Origin of the sequence: Arthrobacter glacialis (assembly GCF_002909445.1) — a bacterium.
Lineage (GTDB): Bacteria > Actinomycetota > Actinomycetes > Actinomycetales > Micrococcaceae > Specibacter > Specibacter glacialis.
Genome location: NZ_PPXC01000002.1, coordinates 106876 through 124574 on the forward strand (window position 1 = coordinate 106876; position 17699 = coordinate 124574).

Here is a 17699-nt window from a genome sequence, read left to right on the forward strand (position 1 = left end):
CGCGTAAAAAGAGCTGGAAACCAAGCGGGGCAGAAGGTAATAGGGTCTAGTTTAGTCAATAAGGGGGATAAACCCAAGAATCGACGTGGTGCGTGTTACGTCTACTTGACCAGCCAGCAGTTTTCCACCACGCCGGTGACTGCCAGCGAGTCGGTCCGGATCTCGCCGCGCACGGTGGTGGTGCGGCCATTCTCCGAGCCGGCATCCTTGGCATTGGGGCCCACCGTGACAACATTCCAGCCCACCACGGCGTAGCTGTCATTCATGGCTTTAAGGGCACACTTGGCCGTGGCCGAGGGGTCCTTCGTCACAGCCAGGTCCACCGTTGTCATGGTGCCGTCTGCCACGTTGTAGCTAAGGATTTTTTGGGAAATGCCCGTATTGCCGCCAATAACAACCCACAAAACCCATGTCAGGGACAGCGCACCGGCCACGACGAGCAGAATGAGTTTGCTTCGCTTGGACATGATCCGCTTGGGTGTGCCGTAGCGATTGGTTAGGCTTGTAGCTGCTGGAGAATCTGAGTTTGTCACTGCATCCACTTGTGTCTGTTCCACGGGTCCCGTGGCCTGGCCGCCCACAGTTGATGAAGGCGTTGGACTTAGACAAGTTTAGCGTTTATTTGATCAGGGAATTTTGCCCCCTGGTTGTCACAGATAGTTGTCACAGAAATGAAGGTAACCCCCATGAACGGCAATGAGCGCACTGCAGCGGAGCCGCTGCGACTTTTGGCAGTTCATGCCCATCCCGACGACGAGGCCAGCAAGGGCGCCGCCATGATGGCCTCCTACGCCGCCGCCGGCGTCGAGGTGATGGTGGCTACCTGCACTGGCGGAGAGCGCGGCGACATTCAAAACCCCGCCCTCCTTGGCGCGCCCCATCCCTCCCGCGACATGGGTGGCGCACGCCGCTTGGAAATGGCCAACGCCGCCAACATCCTGGGCATTTCCCAGCAGTGGTTGGGATTCACGGACTCCGGACTGCCCGAGGGGGACCCCCTGCCGGAGCTGCCGGCCAACTGCTTTGCGCTCAAGCCCCTGGAGATTGCGGCCGCGCCGCTGGTGCGCCTGGTGCGCCGGTTCAGGCCCCACGTCATCATCTCCTATGACGAAAACGGTGGCTACCCGCACCCGGACCACATCATGGCGCACAAAATCACCGTGGAGGCGTTCAACGCCGCCGGGGATCCCGACTTGTACCCCGGCACCGGCGAGGCGTGGGAGCCGTCCAAGCTCTACTACGATCTGGCTTTCAACCCGCAGCGGTTCCGTGCCCTCCACTTCGCCTTGGAGGAGGCAGGCCTGACCTCTCCCTATGCGGAACGGCTTGCCGCCTGGCTGGAAACCGACTCCGAGGGCCACTCCATGCCCGTCAGCAAGCACCCCACCACCACCCAGATTGACTGTGGCGACTACTTTGAAAAACGTGACGACGCCTTGCGCGCCCATGCAACCCAGGTGGACCCCGACGGTTTCTTCTTTGCCGTAAGCCCGGCCATGCAGCGCAAAGTGTGGCCGTGGGAGGACTATTCGCTGATTAGCTCCCGCGTTCCCACCGCTCTGCCCGAAAGTGACCTCTTTGCTGGCCTACGATAGATAGTGGACGTTTCCCGCTGGCACCACGCCTGCCGGGGATGAAACGAAAGACGGATTGTGCACACTTTGATTTTGCTTGCCACCACTGACCCCGCAGTTCCCACGCCCGGCGGCCTGCGCCCGGGGCTTACCGAGGACCAGATCACGCCCGGCCTGCTGGGTTTTGTTGTGACCTTCAGCATTGTGATCGTCATGTTCTTTTTGATTCGCGACATGGTCAAGCGCATTCGCCGCGTCCGTTACCGGGCCCAGGTTGAGGAAGGCCATGCGGGCGGTTCGCATGGCCCGGATGCCGAGTACATGGGCATTCCCATCATGAGGGACGACGCCGAGACCACCGTTCCAGCGCCCCGCCCGGCTCCCGCCGTGGGCAAGGAAACAGGCGCCGCTCCCGAAACGGACGCGAAGTAGACTTTCGCCATGAACAGGCTGGCGGGTGAACCAAGCGCTTACCTCCGCCAGCACGCGCAAAACCCGGTGGACTGGCAGCCGTTTGATGCTGCTGCCTTTGCCGAAGCACTGGCACGCGATGTACCCATTTTCTTGTCTGTGGGCTACGCCGCGTGCCATTGGTGTCATGTCATGGCGGGGGAGTCCTTTGAGGACCCCGCGGTGGGTGAATATCTGAAGCAACACTTTGTCTCGATCAAGGTGGACCGGGAGGAACGCCCCGACGTGGACGACGCCTATATGGCGGCTACACAAGCCCTCAGCGGCCAGGGCGGCTGGCCCATGAGCGTATTTCTCACCCCGGACGGGCGCGCCTTTTATGCCGGGACGTATTTCCCGCCCCAGCCAAGCCCCGGACGGCCATCCTTTGTGCAGCTGCTCACAGCAGTCCATGAGGCGTGGAGTGAACGCCGGCCGGAGGTGGAACGCACAGCCAACGAGCTGGCCGAGGCGTTGTCAGCGCCGCTGTGGCAGGTTCGCGCCGCTGCCGCCCCCGACCAAGCGGCGGGTGAGCCATCCGCCGTCGAACTTTCTTCCACACCAGCAGCCGATGGGGGAGCTGTGGCGCAGGCTGCCGTGGCCGCCCTGGCTCATGCCGAGGATCCTGAGCACGGCGGATTTGGCACGTCGCCCAAGTTTCCGCCCACCCCGGCCCTGGAATTCCTGCTGCGGTGTGCCGCCCATGACACCACCGCCACGGGCAGAGAAGCGTTGGGCCTGGCCGGGCGAACCCTGGCGGCCATGGTCAACTCGGCCCTTTTCGACCAGGTGGGCGGCGGCTTTGCCCGGTACAGCGTCAGCGCGGATTGGTCTGAACCGCACTACGAAAAAATGCTCTACGACAACGCAGGCCTGCTGCAGGCGCTGGTGCATTGGATCAGGCTGGCCCAGGCGCTGCCAGCTGCCGGGCCGACGGCGGGTCAACCGCAGGCGCTGAGTGTTGCGGATGCCCGCGGCGCGGCGCAAGCAACCATCACCTGGCTCATGGACGAATTGCGGCTGCCCGGCGGCGCCTTTGCCTCATCACTGGACGCCGACACCGTGATTGACGGGGTGCACCACGAGGGGGCCAGCTATCAGTGGAGCATGGCTGAGCTGAACGCGGCAGCCCTGGAATCAGTGGGCCCAGCCAGCGGGCAGGACGAGGCTGGACGTCTGGCACGGTTGGTTGCCGGGTTCATGAACATCCCGGGCACGGGAACAGCACCTTTCCATCCGGGCCGCCCCTTGGACTCCCACGAGCGCGACGCCTGGAACATGATCATTCCGGCCTTGCTGCGCCGGCGCGAACAGCGGACCATGCCGGCCCGGGACGACAAAGTGGTTGCCGCGTGGAACGGGCAGTTGCTCTCCGCACTTGTCGAGGCCGCCATGGTCCTGGACCGGGCGGACTACCTGGCTGCCGCCGTCGAACTTGGGGAGTACCTGCACGCAGCCCACTGGTCTGGGCAGCTGTTCAGGGTGTCCCACGATGGCCGGGCGCGCGGCATCAAGGGGCTGCTGGAGGATTACGCCTCCTGTGCCAACGGTTTCCTGTCCTTGTATGCGGCCACGGGGGAGCAGCGGTTCTTTGAGTTTGCCGGGACCCTGATGGGCGCACTCGAAACGGAATTCATGGTCGACGGCGTGGTGTTGAACAATGCGGCGGAGAACGCTTTGGCGGGATCCAAGTATGCCGATCCCTTCGACAATGCGAGCGCCAGTGGGGTGGCGCTGCTGGCGCAGGCGTTGACAACGTGGGCCGCATACACCGGATCCAGACACCATCGAAGTCTGGCGGAGGGGCTGCTGGCATCGTTGCCGGACCTGGCGCGCCGGGCGCCGCGGGCAGCAGGTGGACTGCTCGCGGTGGCCCAGGCCCAGATGGCAGGGCCGCTGGAGGTGGCCATTGTGGGTCCAGCCGGTCCGGAACGTGACGCCCTGGTGCGGCAGGCGTGGCTGGCCACCTCACCGGGCGCCGCGATAGCTGTGTGGGATGGTGTTGGCCCGGCGCCGGTGCCCCTGTTTGAGGGCCGAGGGCTGTCCGGTGAACCCGCCGGTGGCGGCCAGCCGCTGGGCTATGTCTGCCGGAACATGGTGTGCGCCCGGCCCGTTGCCACCCCGCAGGAACTAGCCGCGCTGCTGTCCTGACGGGTTGCCTGCCGGCTGCCGTGGGCCTGGGCGAATTTTTTTGCTGCGCCTGAGAGCCATCCCACACAATCCGCCGCGCTCGGCTAGATTGTTGAGAACACTTCTCCGTCCGGGGATCTGTGGGGAGATTCGAAGAAGGAAACCAGAAATGCGTGTACTGCGCCGTGTCATTTTTCCAATTGTGTGGGTGTTGATTTTTGCCGTCATAGCCTTGGCTTTGGTCAAGTTGGCCTTCATTGACGGGCTTAGGAACGACGGCGAACAGCTGGTGCCCCAAGCCCAGATCGCGGCACCCGTCATTGCGGCAAACCGTGCCACCGTGACCAACACGGTGGAACTGGCTGGAACGGTGCAAAGTGATGCTGCCGTGCCCGTGCGTGCCACCGCGGCGGGCAAAGTGGTGTTCTTCTTCGTTGACAAGGGTGCCCAGCTGGCCGCAGGGGACCGCATCCTTCAGATCCGCAGCGAAGTAGTCCCCGATCCCAGCACCGCTGCGGCTACCACGGACGACGGCGCCTCGGCGGACACGGCGAAAGCCCTGCCAGCGGCTCCGAGCTACACATACACTGATGTGCTGGCCCCCGTGGCCGGTACCTTGGAAACCCTGGCACTGCTGTTGAACCAGGAGGTCAGTGTGGGGGACAACGCCGGCTCAGTCAGCCCGGGCACCTTCTCCATCACAGGAGCCTTGACCACGGCCCAGCAATTCCGTCTCCTGGGCAAGCCAGCCACGGCCACCGGCACCATCACTACCGGCCCGGCACCCTTCACCTGCAGCAACGTTCAATTGGGTAACAAGAAGACCCAGGACACTGGCGGTGTTGGGGCCTCAATGGTGCCAGCGGCCATGGTGGGGCCCATTGAGCCGGTGGCACCCGCTGAGAGCGGCGCAGGCCAAGTCACCTGCGCCGTCCCCGCCGGGACGGCAGTGTTCGCCGGGCTGGGTGCAACCATCACCCTGACCGCCGGTGAAGCGAAAGACGTGTTGACACTGCCGCTGACTGCCGTCAAGGGCACTGTGCAGAACGGGGTGGTCTGGGTTCCCGCCGTCGACGGGAACGGGGTACCGCAGGAGCGCCCGGTGGTGTTGGGACTGAACGACGGCGACAAGGTCGAGATCAGTTCCGGGCTGGCCGAGGGCGAACAGGTGCTGGAGTTTGTGCCCGGCATGGATGCCGCGGTGCCTAACGGGCAGATGCCCGGCATCGGCCCGATGGGTGGCTGAGGATGACGAGCATATTCACGCACGACGACGAAGACATAGCCAACGAAGAGTACCTGGCTGGCGAAAGCCCCGCCGACAACAATGATGACAGCGCGCCGCTGGTGGATTTGCGCAACGTCACCCGCAGTGTGGTGTTGGCTGATGATCAGCAACTGCACATTCTGCGCGGTGTAGACCTGCAAATCCGGGTGGGCGACCATACGGCAATAGTGGGGCGCTCGGGTTGCGGAAAATCCACCCTGTTGAACATCCTGGGCCTGCTCGATGTGCCCAGCAGCGGCCAGATGCTCTTTGACGGGACCCCCGTGGAAAGACTGCGCAGCAACACCCGGGCAAAATTGCGCGGTTCCAGCATCGGTTTTGTATTCCAACAGTTCAACCTGCTGCCGGGGCGTACAGCCCTGGAAAACGTGGTGACACCCCTGCTCTATGCGGGGCGGAAAGAATTTTGGCGGCGCAACACGCTTGGCATGGAGATACTGGACCGGGTCGGACTCGCTGCCCGGGCCGGCACGCAGCCCCACATGCTCTCCGGCGGTGAGCAGCAGCGCGTGGCGATTGCCCGTGCCTTGGTGCGCAGGCCCCGGCTGATTCTGGCGGACGAACCGACGGGTGCCTTGGATGTGGAGACGGGCCAGGCCGTGATGGATCTGCTGGACACCATTGCCACCGAATCCGGGGCCGCCCTGGTGACCATCACCCATGACCTCAATGTGGCCGCACGGGCCCGCACCAGGTACCGCCTGGACGCCGGTGTCCTTTCCTCCTCGGATGGGATGCCAGTCAATGACGTCCTGATGGGGGTCAGCGCATGACGGCGCTCATCTCCACCATGGTGGAGGCTTGGTCGGAGCTGCGGATCCACAAGACCCGCGTGTTGCTGGCTCTCATAGGTGTTGCCTTGTCGGTGGCCGTCCTGACCACAGTGGTGGGCGTGGGCAATCTGACCAGGGAGGGCATGCGCGTGGATTCCGAGCGCAACGGCGGCAGGGAGGCAACCCTGGGCGTGTCCGTCTACGCGGACCCCAGCGCTGCCCAGGCGCCGGATGCGGACAGGACAGCCAGTGTTCTGGAGGCCACGGTGAAACGTTACGGTTTCACCCACGCCTCCCGCGTCACGCAGGCGCAGGGGCGGTTCCAATTCCCCAGTGGTGTCCAGTCCGTCCAACTCACAGTGGTTGATCCGGCGTACGGTGCCATCCACCGGGTTGATATTGCCCAAGGCGGCTGGTTTGCCGAGGACGACGCCGACAGACTGGCTCCCGCCGTCGTGGTCAATGACGCCTTCTATGCGGCGGCCGGGCGGCCGAACCTCGCCACGGCACCCCAGGTCACAGTGCTGGGTTCGAACAAGGCGACCGCCGTGATCATCGGTGTCATGCCGAATAGGTACCCGGAGGAGATGCCGCAAGCGTTCATGCTGACCGCGGCAGCACAGGCCGTAGGTGCAGCAGAACAGATGCCGGGCATGGGCCCCGAACTGCGCATCTGGGTACCTGCCGGCATGGCTGAGCAGCTGGTGTCGGTGTTGAACGCCGACTTGGCCCAGCAACTTCCCGGGGCGCAGGTGAGCGTGCATCGCAGCGACTACGCCGCCTACGGTGACCCATTTGCCATGGTGCAACTCATGGTCTCCGGCGTTGCCGCCCTGATCCTTTTGCTCGGCGCCGTGGGGCTGCTGAACATTTCCATGGTCACCGTGCGCTACCGGGTGCGCGAAATCGGCATCCGCCGCAGCTTTGGTGCCACCTCGGGACGCATCTTCACCGGCGTCATGATGGAGTCGGTGGTGGGCACCACCGTGGCCGGCGCAGTGGGCGTCATGATTGCTGTGGCTGTTGTCAAGAACCCGTGGGTGGAGTCGAAAGTGGCTCCCGGCCTGGAAGATTATCCGGCGTTTCCGGTGGAGGCCGCGCTGCTTGGGCTCGGGGCGGCAGTGCTGGTGGGGGCGCTCGCAGGCGCCATTCCGGCACTGGTGGCCATCCGGGTCAAGGTCATTGACGCTATTCGGTTCTGATTCACGGGTTGCCGGCTGCCGGCCACGGCAGCGGGTGGCCCAGGACTCGCAGCGTGATGGGGGAACCGGCCTCCGTTGTTGTGCCAAGTTCCTCGAAGCCCCACTGCCGGTACATGGCGTGGGCGGATGTCGCTTGCCCATAGACGCCCAGCACCACGTGGGTTTCTGTCCGTTGGGCCAGGAGCCGGCGCACGCATTCCTTGGCGATACCCCTGCCGCGGTGCTTGGCGGCCACCGCCAGCTCGTGGATTACCACAACGTTTTCCGGACCGGCCATCCGGTACCGGGCATCTGGCGCCAGGGCCAGCGCCAATATCTCCTGCCACGGGGCATCCTCCACCAGCCCGTGGGACAAGGCGAAGGCTGCGACGGTGCCATCTAGGTGGGCCACCACCAGGCGCCCGCCCGGTTGGGCCAGCTGAGCCGGTCCCCAGTCGGTGATGGCGGCCAAGTCGGCGGGGTCTTCAAAGTAGGGGTCGGCCGAAAAGGTTGCGCTAAAAAGTGCTGCCACCTCCGTCCACAGGACGGGGGAGGCGTGGCCCTCAAAACACTGAAAGTTTAGCTGCGCGGGCGCTTGTGTGAGGGGCATGCCACGAGCCTAGGGGTGCTGTGCGGGGCCAGCAAAACCGCCTAGTCAAAAACCACCAGGACCACTGCAACAAAGTGGGTCGCAAAAGCCGCCACGGTGAGCGCGTGGAACAACTCGTGGAAGCCAAAGTGGGTGTGGCTGAAGTTGGGCTTCTTGATTCCGTAGATCACGGCCCCGGCAATGTACAGGGCGCCGCCCAAACAGATCAACAGTGTGGGGACGGGCCCAGCCGCCCAGAATTGCGGCAGGAAGAACAATGCGGTGACGCCCAGCAAAACGTAGATGGGCACGTACAGCCAGCGGGGAGCGTTGACCCACACCACGCGGAACAGGACACCTGCGATGGCGCCTATCCAGATCATCCAGAGCAGCAAGGTGGCAGTGGGGCGGGGGAGCATCAGCGCTGACAGGGGTGTGTAGGAGCCGGCAATGACCAGCATAATGTTGCTGTGGTCCAGGCGTTTGAGCAGGGCCCTGGTCTTGGGTGGCCAGTTCCCACGGTGATATAGCGCACTCGTACCAAAAAGCAGGACGCCGGTGACGACGTAGATTGCGCAGGCAATCTTGGCTTCACGGCCCGGCGCCAGCAGCACCAGGGTGACCCCGGCAAGCAAGACCAGCGGCGCGGTTCCTGCATGCAGCCAGCCACGCCACGATGGTTTGAGGTCTTCTCCAGCAACGGGGATCATGAAAAAAGCATAACGCAGCACCCAGGAAAGTTACTGTGCAGTAATGTGAGCACCGGTTCGGCTTGGTGAGAATTGGCGGCACGTGCAGGTAACCTAGAGCTAGCAAGTTTCGTACGGCCACATGGCCATTATTCGCAAAGGCCAGGTGCACATTCATGCGACTGTTTACTGGCTCGGCGCGGATGCCAAAGCTGCTGTACAACTATTACGAGCGGCGCCTGGCCAGGTCGCTGGATGCCAGCACGGTGCCCAGACACATCGGTGTCATGGTTGACGGCAACCGCCGCTGGGCCAAACAATTCAACGCACCCACCAGTGAGGGCCACCAGGCGGGCGCGGACAAGATTCTGGAATTCCTTGGCTGGTGCCAGGATCTGGGCATCAAAGTTGTCACACTTTACATGCTCTCCACCGACAACATGAGCCGCTCCCAGGAAGAGCTCGATGAGCTCATGGGCATCATCGCCAACACCTTGGACCTGCTCGACGCCGACGTCGACATCAGCGTCCACGCCATGGGCGCCCCCGAACTTCTCCCGGACTACCTGGCCGCACGGCTTTCATCGCTGACGGCGCGCGTGCCCGCCAAGGAACGCATCCACGTCAACATGGCCATTGGCTATGGCGGCCGCCGGGAAATTGTCGACGCCGTCCGTGAACTTCTGCTCGACGCCGACGCGCAGGGCCGTGCCATGGCGGACGTTGCGCAGCAGCTCAGCGTGGATGACATTTCCAAGTTCCTGTACACCCGCGGCCAGCCGGACCCGGACCTGGTGATCCGCACCTCCGGGGAGCAGCGCCTCTCCGGATTCCTGATGTGGCAAAGCGCCTACAGCGAGTTTTACTTCTGTGAGGCCCTCTGGCCGGCGTTTCGCAAAATCGACTTCCTGCGGGCCCTGCGCGACTACGCCGGCCGCAGCCGCCGCTTCGGCAGCTAGCCTGCCCGGGACCTTGAAATGGTGATCCGCTGTTGATTTATCAGCAGCGGATCACCATTTCGCCGTCGTCGGTACCAAACGTTAAGCTCGCCGTTGCCCGACACGCCCTCCGTGTATGCAAAGCAGCCACCCCCGAAGGCGTAGCTTTAGGCATAACGGAGGGCAACTCCGCTCGCCGTACCGATTAGAATCCGGATGCACAATACGCTCCGGAGGGCTGGAGTCGACGTGGTTGAAGCTTTGAACCGGGAACAGCATTCAGCAAGCGCAAGTGTTGGGGCGAAACTGCGCAGTTACGTCATTGACACCTCTGTTTTGCTGGCTGATCCACGGGCCATCACGCGTTTTGCCGAACACCAGGTCATTGTCCCGATCGTGGTCATCTCGGAGTTGGAGGCCAAGCGCCACGACCCCGAACTGGGCTACTTTGCCCGCACAGCCCTGCGCCTGCTCGATGACCTGCGCACCCAGCACGGCGGCTTGAGTGATCCTGTTCCCCTGGGGCACGACGGCGGGACCTTCCGTGTGGAGCTCAACCACGTTTCGCTGGAGGTGCTTCCGGCGGGCATGCGAGGCAGCGACAACGATGCCCGCATTCTGGCCGTCGCCAAAAACCTGGCCAACGAGGGGCACAACGTGACGGTGGTGTCCAAGGACGTCCCCATGCGAGTGAAGGCCTCCGCCATGGGCCTGGCCGCGGAGGAATACCGCAACGAGCTTGTCCAAGATTCGGGCTGGACGGGTGTTGAGGAAATCGATGCCACGGATTTCGAGATGGCGGCCCTGTACAACCATGAGGCAGTAGCCATTCCCGAGGCTGCAGCCCTGCCGGTGAACACCTCGCTGGTCATCACCAGCAACAGGGGGTCGGCGCTGGGCAGGGTTGGTGCCGACCAGAACGTCCGCCTGGTGCGCGGGGATCGTGACGTCTTTGGCCTGCACGGCCGCTCGGCCGAACAACGGCTCGCCCTGGATCTGCTCATGGACCCGGAGGTGGGCATTGTTTCCCTCGGTGGGCGGGCCGGCACGGGCAAGAGCGCGCTGGCCCTGTGCGCCGGGCTGGAGGCTGTACTGGAACGCAACGAACACCGCAAGGTGGTGGTGTTCAGGCCGCTGTACGCGGTGGGTGGCCAGGAGCTCGGCTACTTGCCCGGCTCCGAAAGCGAGAAGATGAACCCTTGGGCCCAGGCGGTCTTTGACACCCTCGGTTCGGTGGTTTCGGACGCCGTCATGGAGGAGGTCATGGCGCGTGGCCTGCTGGAGGTGTTGCCGCTGACACACATTCGCGGGCGGTCACTGCACGATTCCTTCGTGATTGTGGACGAGGCGCAGTCGCTGGAGAAGAACGTGCTGCTGACGGTCATGAGCCGCATTGGCCAGCGCTCCAAAATTGTTCTCACCCACGACGTGGCCCAGCGGGACAACTTGCGCGTTGGCCGGCACGACGGTGTCGTGGCAGTGGTGGAAACCCTCAAGGGGCATCCGCTCTTTGGCCACGTCACCCTGACCCGCTCGGAGCGCTCACCCATTGCGGCACTCGTGACAGAAATGCTGGAGCGCGCCGAAATCTAGCCTCGCGAACGGGCAGTAGTTGTTGATGTTTAGCGCAAACATCAACAACTACTGCCCGTTCGGGAGGCGGGGTGGTTATTGGGTGGGGCCCAGATCCCAGGGGATGTGGGACCGCACATCCGTCAGGCCCATGCTGACTTCCTCAAACAGGTCATCGAGCATGTACTCGTCAATGCCCATCAGCACCATCCAATGCCCGGCCCCGGCTGTTTCGCCATCCAAGGACTGGGAGGCCACACAAATGCCAGTCTCCAGGTCAATGCGGACGGCAGTCCGCCCGGGAAACAGCAGGGGCGCATCGGCAAAGGTGGGCCGGTAGGAGGCATTGGGTGTCAGCACCGCCTCAACTGCTTCCCGCCCCTGATGGCTGACAGGGGCAATATCTGAAATCTCGGCCACATTGGCAAAGGGTGCCTCCAGGGGAACCGGGCGGTCCCCGGCCAACTCCACCGGGTCCAGCGCCGCAGAGAACCGGCCGGAGCCATAAGCCGGCTCGCCATAGAGGGCCTCGGGGCGCCGCACCACAAAACCGTTGCCGTCCCGCACCGGGTTCACCAACGACGGCGGCAACAGCCAGGGCTTGCGGTTTCCGCTGATAAAGAGCGAATCCCTGGATTCGTTGATCTTGGTGGTGCTGGCCAGCAACGTCCCCTCCAGTGTTTCCACCCGCAAGGCGCCGGGGCGCCGCACCCAGCACTTCAGCGCCGCGGCGGTGTCGGCGGTGTCTGGGTTCTCGCCGCTGCCGTTCGCAGCAGGAAACTTTCGGTGCAGCTCAAAACGCAAGCTCTGCCAGCGCCACGGGGACGAGCGGCAAAGGTGTCTGAAAGTATCGACGGTGAAAGTTGGGGCAGTCATGTCCACAGCATAGCCCCGGGAATTGCAGAGTTTGCCCCGCTTGGCGCGCCCATGGCGTAGCATCACGCTATGGTGACTCGGTTGTCCGATCTGCTTGAAACTAGCCTGGCGGCGTTTCTCGCCGTCCTGGCCGCCTGCCTGTACCTATTGTGGCTTGCGGTGGTGCTGAGCGTCATCGACATCCGGACCCATAAACTTCCCAACCGGTATGTGCTGCCGGCCTATCCCGTGGCCGCAGTTTTGCTCCTGGGCGCCGCGTTGGCAGCGGGCATGCCGCAACTGGTGATCAGTGCTGTTGGGGGAGCGCTGGCTGCGGGCGCGCTGTACTGGCTGCTGTGGGCGCTCTACCCCGCCGGGATGGGCTTTGGGGATGTGAAACTGGCCGGAGTGCTGGGCATGTTCCTGGGTTTCCTCAGTTGGCAGCATGTCTGGCTGGGCCTGGGCGCAGGGTTCGTCGTGGGCGGGTTGTGGGGTGTGGCCGTGATTGTCAGCCGCCGCGGCACTGCCAAGTCGGCGATTCCCTTTGGCCCCTCGATGCTGGCAGGGGCGCTGGCCACCCTGCTCCTGGTCCCCGCCTAAGGGCCACGGCCAGCCCCAGAGCCAGCCGAAACCAGCCCCTAGGGTTTGGCCGCGCTGTAGCGGTGTTCGGGCCGTCCGGTGGCGCCGTAGCGCAGGGAGATGACAACTGCGCCGTCGTCGGCCAAGCCCTGCAAATACCGCTGGGCAGTGGTCCGGGAAATGCCCACAGCCTTGGCCACGTCCGCGGTGGACTGGTCCCCGCCCTGGGCAAGCGCGCTCAGCACTGCCGTCTCCGTGGCTGAGCCCGGCCGGGGGCCCGTGGCCGCAGCGGCCGGGTGCAGTGCCTGCCAGGCGGATTCGAGCCGGTCCTGCGAGAGGGTGCCGGTTTCCGCTAGAAGGCGGCGGTACCTGAGGTATCCGCGTAGCCGGGACTCCAGCAGCTGGGCGGAGAACGGTTTGATCAGGTAGGCCAGTGCACCGTGGCGCAGGGCCTTGCGGATGGTTTCGGGATCAGAGGCGGCGCTGAGCATCATGGCATCAACGTCAATGCGTCGCAGCACGTCCAGTCCGGTGGCGTCAGGCAGGTAGACATCCAGCAAGACCAGATCCGGCGCCTGCGCATGGATGACGTTAAGGGCTTGGGCGGCGGTGGGCGCCGGGGGCAGGGCGCGGAAGCCCGGCACGGCGTTGACGAAACCTGCGTGCAGCCGTCCAACATGAAAGTCGTCCTCAACGATCAGGACGGTGAAATCGTGGCTCATGGTTTCTCCTCTGGGACGGGCACAGCTTCGTCGGGCACAGCCGAGACAACGCCGGGCAGGCGGGCGCAGAATACGGCGCCGTGGGTGGTGGGGGAGCCGGCGTCGGCCACCCAGACGTCGCCGCCACGGCGGCGGGCCAAATGCCGGATCAGGGCCAGCCCCACGCCGTGCCCGGCGATCGGGTCGGCAACCCCCGGTTCCGCGGCAGCGGTTGAAAAACCGGCGGCAAAGATCAGCTCGCTGGCATCGACGGCGGCATCCGCGGAGGAGTCGGAAGCACCGGCTGGTGGCAGTCCCTCCCCGGAATCAGCCACCACCAGATGCAGGGTGGCCCCGGCAGCTGAAAAGTCATCCAAGAGTTCCACCTCAACCCACTTCTGGGCGGCTGACCCGGATACGGCGGCCAGGATCGCGTTGTCCAGGAGATTGCCCAGAACCGCCGTCACGTCCTGGGGGTCCGTGACGTGGCCGCGCATGAGGGTGTCAGCCCCTATCCTCAATTCCACGCCCCGCTCCTGAGCTTCGATGCTCTTGGCGCCGATGAAGGCCTCCAGATAGGGATCGCCCAGCATGCCCAGGTCCCTGGCGGGGTACCGCAGCGGGCCGTTGCTCATGATGGCACTAACGTAGTCGCGGGCCTCGGCTGCCCGCTCAAGGTCCAGAAGCCCGGCCACCGTGTGCAGGCGGTTGGCGAACTCGTGCCGTTGCGCCCGCAGGGCTGTGCCCAGGGCGTTGACGGCATCCAATTGGCGGGTCAGAGCCTGCACCTCGGTCCTGTCACGGACCATGATGACCTTGCCCAGGGCCCGGGCGTCGTCGCCGTCGAGCTTGACGGGGCGGGCCGAGACAATGACCACCCGGTCCCCGGCAACATGCTCTGAGGGGCCATATTCGCTCCCGGCCGCAGCTGCCAAGAGAAACGGTGGCAGCCCACTTTGGTTCAAGGGGATGCCGCCAAAGTCTGCGGTGGAGTCTGGGGCCAGCAGCCGCCGTGCCCCCTGATTAAACACTGTGATGGTGCCGTTCTCGGAGACTCCGATGACGCCTTCGTCAACGCCGCGCAGCACAGCTTCCTGGTCTTGTGCCAGCCCGGCGATTTCCTCCGGTTCCAGGCCCAGGGTGAGGCGCCGCAGCCGGGTCCCCATCATGGTTGACGCCAGCGCTCCAAGGACCAAAGACATGGCCGCCGTGAGCGCCAGGGGAAGAATATTGGGCCCCAGACTGGCTGCGATGTCGTCGCTGGAGAATCCCACACTGACCTCACCCACCACATCGGATTCCGCGCCGGGGGCGTACACCGGAACCTTGGCCCGAGCCGAGTGCCCCAGGGTGCCGGAGTCCTGCGACGTCTCTTCCCCGCCGCCCAGGGCCACCGAGGGGTCGGTGGAAACTTGCTGACCCAACAGGGCCGGGTTGGGGTGCGCCAGACGGAGCCCGGTGTCATCGGTAATGACCACAAAGAAGGCCCCCGTCCGCTCCCGGGTGGACTCGGCACCGAGTTGGAGTGGCCCGTGGGCAAGGCTGGCGGGAGTTAGAGCAGAGGCAGGGGAAGTGGCGAGGGCTGCGGTTTCGCGGCGCACATCCTCCCCGGATGCCACGGCCCGGGCCACGGCCAGTGCGCGCGCCTCGGCCTGATCGCCCAGCCGCTGGTAGGTCAGGGCGGCAAAGGTGCCTGCGGTGATGAGCACCACGGCAAACACCACGCCCAGTTGCAGGAGCAGGACGCGGGTGGAGAAGCGCAGCCTGGGCGTGGGGCGTACCTGCGTCAACGAACTCTCCTTCAGGGATGGGACTCACTGCAAGTGTGGGCTTAATGGGCTAAACGTGTTCAATGGGCACTAGTTGGAGCAAGCGAACTTAACCACCGCGTGTGATGCAGACCACTCTATTCTCTGTATAGCGGGTCACAAATGCGGCCTTTGTACAAAGGAGTTCAAATGCTGGTAATCCTTGGATTTGCCATGATAGCGGTGTTCATGGCGTTGATCATGACCAAGAAATTGACGCCCGTGGTGGCCCTGATAGTTGTCCCCACCATCTTCGGCCTGTTCGCCGGAGCCGGCCTGGGCCTGGGCGACATGGTCATGGACTCCATGAAAAGCCTAACGTCAACAGCGGCATTGTTGATGTTCGCCATTGTCTACTTCGGCATGATGATCGACGTCGGCCTGTTCGACCCCCTGGTCAAGCTGATCCTGCGGACCCTGGGTAACGACCCCGCGAAGGTGGTCCTCGGCACGGCTGTGCTCGCCGCAATCGTCTCCCTGGATGGCGATGGCTCCACCACGTTCATCATCACCACGGCGGCCATGCTCCCCATCTACCTGCGCCTGGGCATGAGCCCTGTGGTGCTGACCTGCGTGGCCGGCCTGGCCAACGGCACCATGAACATCCTGCCCTGGGGCGGCCCCACAGCCCGCGCCGCCGCAGCGCTGAAAGTGTCCCCCAGCGAAGTGTTCGTCCCCATGATCCCGTCGCTGATTGCCGGCATGATTGTGATCTTCCTCTTCGCCTGGCACCTGGGCCTGCGCGAACGCCGTCGCCTAGCCGTGTCCGGCAGCTCGTGGAGTGAAAGCTCCAAGCACGACGGCGGCACCCCCTCAGGCGGCACCCCCGCCACTGCGGCTGGTGGCAAAACCTCGGCCGGCAAGGGATCAACTGGCACCGGAACCGCTGGCACCGTGCTCACGGTGGAAAAGCCCCGATCCGCGGCGCAGGCCCGCTTTGATGAGCAGGTTCTTGCCGTGGCCAACCAGGATGCACAGGCCGTCAACACCTCCCTGGCCGATTCCCAGCTGGACCCCAACCGCAGCACCCTGCGTCCCAAGCTCTTCTGGTTTAACCTGGTCTTGACCGCCACGCTCATGGTAGTTCTGGTCATGGACATCCTGCCCCTGCCCTACGTGTTCATGGTTGGCTCGGCCATTGCCCTGGTGGTCAATTTCCCCAGGGTCAAGGACCAAGCCAGTGCACTCGTCTCCCACGCTGGCAGCATCGTGGCAGTGGTTTCGATGGTGATGGCTGCTGCCGTCCTCACCGGCGTTCTCAGCGGCACCGGCATGGTGGATGCCATGGCCGCGTGGCTGGTCAGCGTCATCCCCACCTCCATGGGTCCGTACATGGCCGTGATCACCGGACTGCTGAGCATTCCCATGACGTTCTTCATGAGCAACGACGCGTTCTACTTCGGTGTGCTGCCCGTGCTGAGCGAAACGGCTGCCCACTATGGCATTGACCCGGCCGCCATGGCCCGGGCCTCCATCACGGGCCAGCCGGTCCACATGCAAAGCCCACTGGTGCCGGCCATCCTGCTGCTGGTCTCACTCTCCAAGGTGGATCTGGGTGACCACCACAAGAAGGTGCTGTGGCGCGCACTGGTAGTGTCCTTGGTGATGCTGGCCGTGGCCGTCGGAATCGGCGTCGTTCCCTGGGGCTAGGCTGGTTTCATGGGATCACCGGAATTCATTGTCAAGATGCGCGAAAAGATCGGCCACGATCCGCTGTGGCTGCCCGGGGTGTGCGGTGTGGTGTTCGACGCCGAGGGCCGGGTTTTGCTGGGCGAACGCTCGGACACCGGTGGCTGGGCGCTGATCACGGGAATCCTGGAACCGGGGGAGGAGCCCGGGCCTGGGCTGGTGCGTGAAATCTTTGAGGAAACCGCCGTCGTTGCCACCATTGAGCATCTGATGGGCATCACGGTGGTGGGGCCAGTGACGTTTCCTAACGGTGATGTGTGCGACTTCCTGAGCATTGAATTCATTTGCCGCCACATCAGCGGCACGGCGCGTTTCAACGACGACGAGTCCGTTGCCGTGGGCTGGTTCTCCGTGGACGGGCTCCCGCCGCTGCGCCCCGGCCACCTCGCCTGCATCCAGCGGGCCGTGGCGTTCAGCGGAGAAGCCCACTTCCAACGCTGAGGCCACCGCCGCTGATTCTCAGCAAGATTTGCCCGAGGTTGGTGCTAGGGGGCGTCCGTTGCGTGGCGGCCGTATTGCCGGAGCAGGTTCGCGGCGCACAGCAGCATCGATGTGAGCACGCCGGCAATGCCACCCACCATTGAACCGCCGATGATCCAGAAGCCGCTGAGGTCCAGGCCCCGGCCGCCAGCGAACGCCGGGTCAACCGGCGGCTGAAATACGGCCATCGCCAGGTACGCCGCAATCCAGATGTATGCCACCGACGCCGCCGGCCCCAGAAAGAAGAACCAGGGCATGCGCCGTTGTGGTTGTTTCATGCACCACAGACCCACCACAACCACCGCCACAATGGGCAGCAGGGCAAGCACCCCGCCCACCAGCAATTCAACTATTTCGTAGTCCATCCGTGCCCCTTCCCGGCCAGCTGCCCAGTCTACGCAAA

18 protein-coding genes are annotated in these 17699 nt (G+C 64.3%); 11 read left to right on the forward strand and 7 right to left on the reverse strand.

Going from position 1 to position 17699, the window contains the following annotated elements; all coding sequences use genetic code 11:
- Window positions 1–101 precede the first annotated feature (101 nt).
- Window positions 102–467, reverse strand: coding sequence for a DUF4307 domain-containing protein (locus tag CVS27_RS02775; protein ID WP_133162858.1), 366 nt, complete (start codon window positions 465–467; stop codon window positions 102–104).
- A gap of 219 nt (window positions 468–686) precedes the next feature.
- Between CVS27_RS02775 and mca the strand changes: the two genes are divergently transcribed.
- From mca to CVS27_RS02805, 6 genes are all read left to right on the forward strand, one after another.
- Window positions 687–1595: a mycothiol conjugate amidase Mca gene (mca, locus tag CVS27_RS02780; RefSeq protein ID WP_103464216.1), complete on the forward strand. Its 909-nt coding sequence runs from the start codon at window positions 687–689 to the stop codon at window positions 1593–1595.
- 57 nt (window positions 1596–1652) lie between these two features.
- Window positions 1653–2006, forward strand: coding sequence for a hypothetical protein (locus tag CVS27_RS21180; protein ID WP_370739461.1), 354 nt, complete (start codon window positions 1653–1655; stop codon window positions 2004–2006).
- A 9-nt stretch (window positions 2007–2015) separates the two neighbouring features.
- Entirely contained in the window at window positions 2016–4175 is a 2160-nt protein-coding gene (locus CVS27_RS02790) for a thioredoxin domain-containing protein (RefSeq protein WP_103464217.1), read from the forward strand.
- Window positions 4176–4323: 148 nt separating this feature from the next.
- Window positions 4324–5400 (forward strand): permuted SH3 domain-containing protein, encoded by a 1077-nt coding sequence (locus tag CVS27_RS02795; RefSeq protein ID WP_103464218.1) that lies wholly within the window; start codon window positions 4324–4326, stop codon window positions 5398–5400.
- Window positions 5401–5402: 2 nt separating this feature from the next.
- Window positions 5403–6215 (forward strand): ABC transporter ATP-binding protein, encoded by an 813-nt coding sequence (locus tag CVS27_RS02800; protein WP_103464219.1) that lies wholly within the window; start codon window positions 5403–5405, stop codon window positions 6213–6215.
- Window positions 6212–7417, forward strand: a complete 1206-nt coding sequence (locus CVS27_RS02805; RefSeq protein WP_103464220.1) for an ABC transporter permease — start codon at window positions 6212–6214, stop codon at window positions 7415–7417. The genes CVS27_RS02800 and CVS27_RS02805 overlap by 4 nt, the downstream gene beginning before the upstream one ends.
- Before the next feature lies 1 nt (window position 7418).
- Here the strand turns inward: CVS27_RS02805 and CVS27_RS02810 are convergent, their stop codons facing one another.
- Together CVS27_RS02810 and trhA are read right to left on the reverse strand one after the other, a co-directional pair.
- The gene (locus CVS27_RS02810) at window positions 7419–8006 is read right to left on the reverse strand and encodes a GNAT family N-acetyltransferase (RefSeq protein ID WP_103464221.1); all 588 of its coding nucleotides are present in this window, start codon (window positions 8004–8006) and stop codon (window positions 7419–7421) included.
- 41 nt (window positions 8007–8047) lie between these two features.
- Window positions 8048–8695 (reverse strand): PAQR family membrane homeostasis protein TrhA, encoded by a 648-nt coding sequence (gene trhA / locus CVS27_RS02815; protein ID WP_103464222.1) that lies wholly within the window; start codon window positions 8693–8695, stop codon window positions 8048–8050.
- 155 nt (window positions 8696–8850) lie between these two features.
- On the opposite strand from trhA, the gene CVS27_RS02820 reads away from it, so the two are divergent.
- Window positions 8851–9633, forward strand: coding sequence for an isoprenyl transferase (locus CVS27_RS02820; RefSeq protein WP_103464223.1), 783 nt, complete (start codon window positions 8851–8853; stop codon window positions 9631–9633).
- A 195-nt stretch (window positions 9634–9828) separates the two neighbouring features.
- Window positions 9829–11205 carry an RNA 5'-3' helicase PhoH2 gene (gene phoH2, locus CVS27_RS02825; protein WP_103464224.1) on the forward strand — a complete coding sequence of 459 codons (1377 nt, stop codon included), beginning with the start codon at window positions 9829–9831 and terminating at the stop codon, window positions 11203–11205.
- 75 nt (window positions 11206–11280) lie between these two features.
- Here the strand turns inward: phoH2 and CVS27_RS02830 are convergent, their stop codons facing one another.
- A complete protein-coding gene (locus CVS27_RS02830; protein ID WP_103464225.1) occupies window positions 11281–12060 on the reverse strand; it encodes a hypothetical protein in 780 nt (259 codons plus the stop codon).
- Window positions 12061–12129: 69 nt separating this feature from the next.
- On the opposite strand from CVS27_RS02830, the gene CVS27_RS02835 reads away from it, so the two are divergent.
- The gene (locus CVS27_RS02835; protein WP_103464226.1) at window positions 12130–12639 is read left to right on the forward strand and encodes a prepilin peptidase; all 510 of its coding nucleotides are present in this window, start codon (window positions 12130–12132) and stop codon (window positions 12637–12639) included.
- 38 nt (window positions 12640–12677) lie between these two features.
- On the opposite strand, the gene CVS27_RS02840 is transcribed toward CVS27_RS02835, so the two are convergent.
- Both CVS27_RS02840 and CVS27_RS02845 read right to left on the reverse strand, forming a co-directional pair.
- Window positions 12678–13340: a response regulator gene (locus tag CVS27_RS02840; protein ID WP_103464227.1), complete on the reverse strand. Its 663-nt coding sequence runs from the start codon at window positions 13338–13340 to the stop codon at window positions 12678–12680.
- Window positions 13337–15109 carry a sensor histidine kinase gene (locus CVS27_RS02845; protein WP_103464228.1) on the reverse strand — a complete coding sequence of 591 codons (1773 nt, stop codon included), beginning with the start codon at window positions 15107–15109 and terminating at the stop codon, window positions 13337–13339. The genes CVS27_RS02840 and CVS27_RS02845 overlap by 4 nt, the downstream gene beginning before the upstream one ends.
- Window positions 15110–15277: 168 nt before the next feature.
- Here CVS27_RS02845 and CVS27_RS02850 point away from each other — a divergent pair, with 168 nt between their 5' ends.
- Complete coding sequence (locus tag CVS27_RS02850; RefSeq protein WP_103464229.1) at window positions 15278–16777, forward strand: CitMHS family transporter; 1500 nt, start codon at window positions 15278–15280, stop codon at window positions 16775–16777.
- A gap of 9 nt (window positions 16778–16786) precedes the next feature.
- A complete protein-coding gene (locus CVS27_RS02855; protein ID WP_103464230.1) occupies window positions 16787–17257 on the forward strand; it encodes an NUDIX hydrolase in 471 nt (156 codons plus the stop codon).
- A gap of 44 nt (window positions 17258–17301) precedes the next feature.
- Here the strand turns inward: CVS27_RS02855 and CVS27_RS02860 are convergent, their stop codons facing one another.
- Window positions 17302–17661: a hypothetical protein gene (locus CVS27_RS02860; protein WP_103464231.1), complete on the reverse strand. Its 360-nt coding sequence runs from the start codon at window positions 17659–17661 to the stop codon at window positions 17302–17304.
- Window positions 17662–17699: the final 38 nt, after the last annotated feature.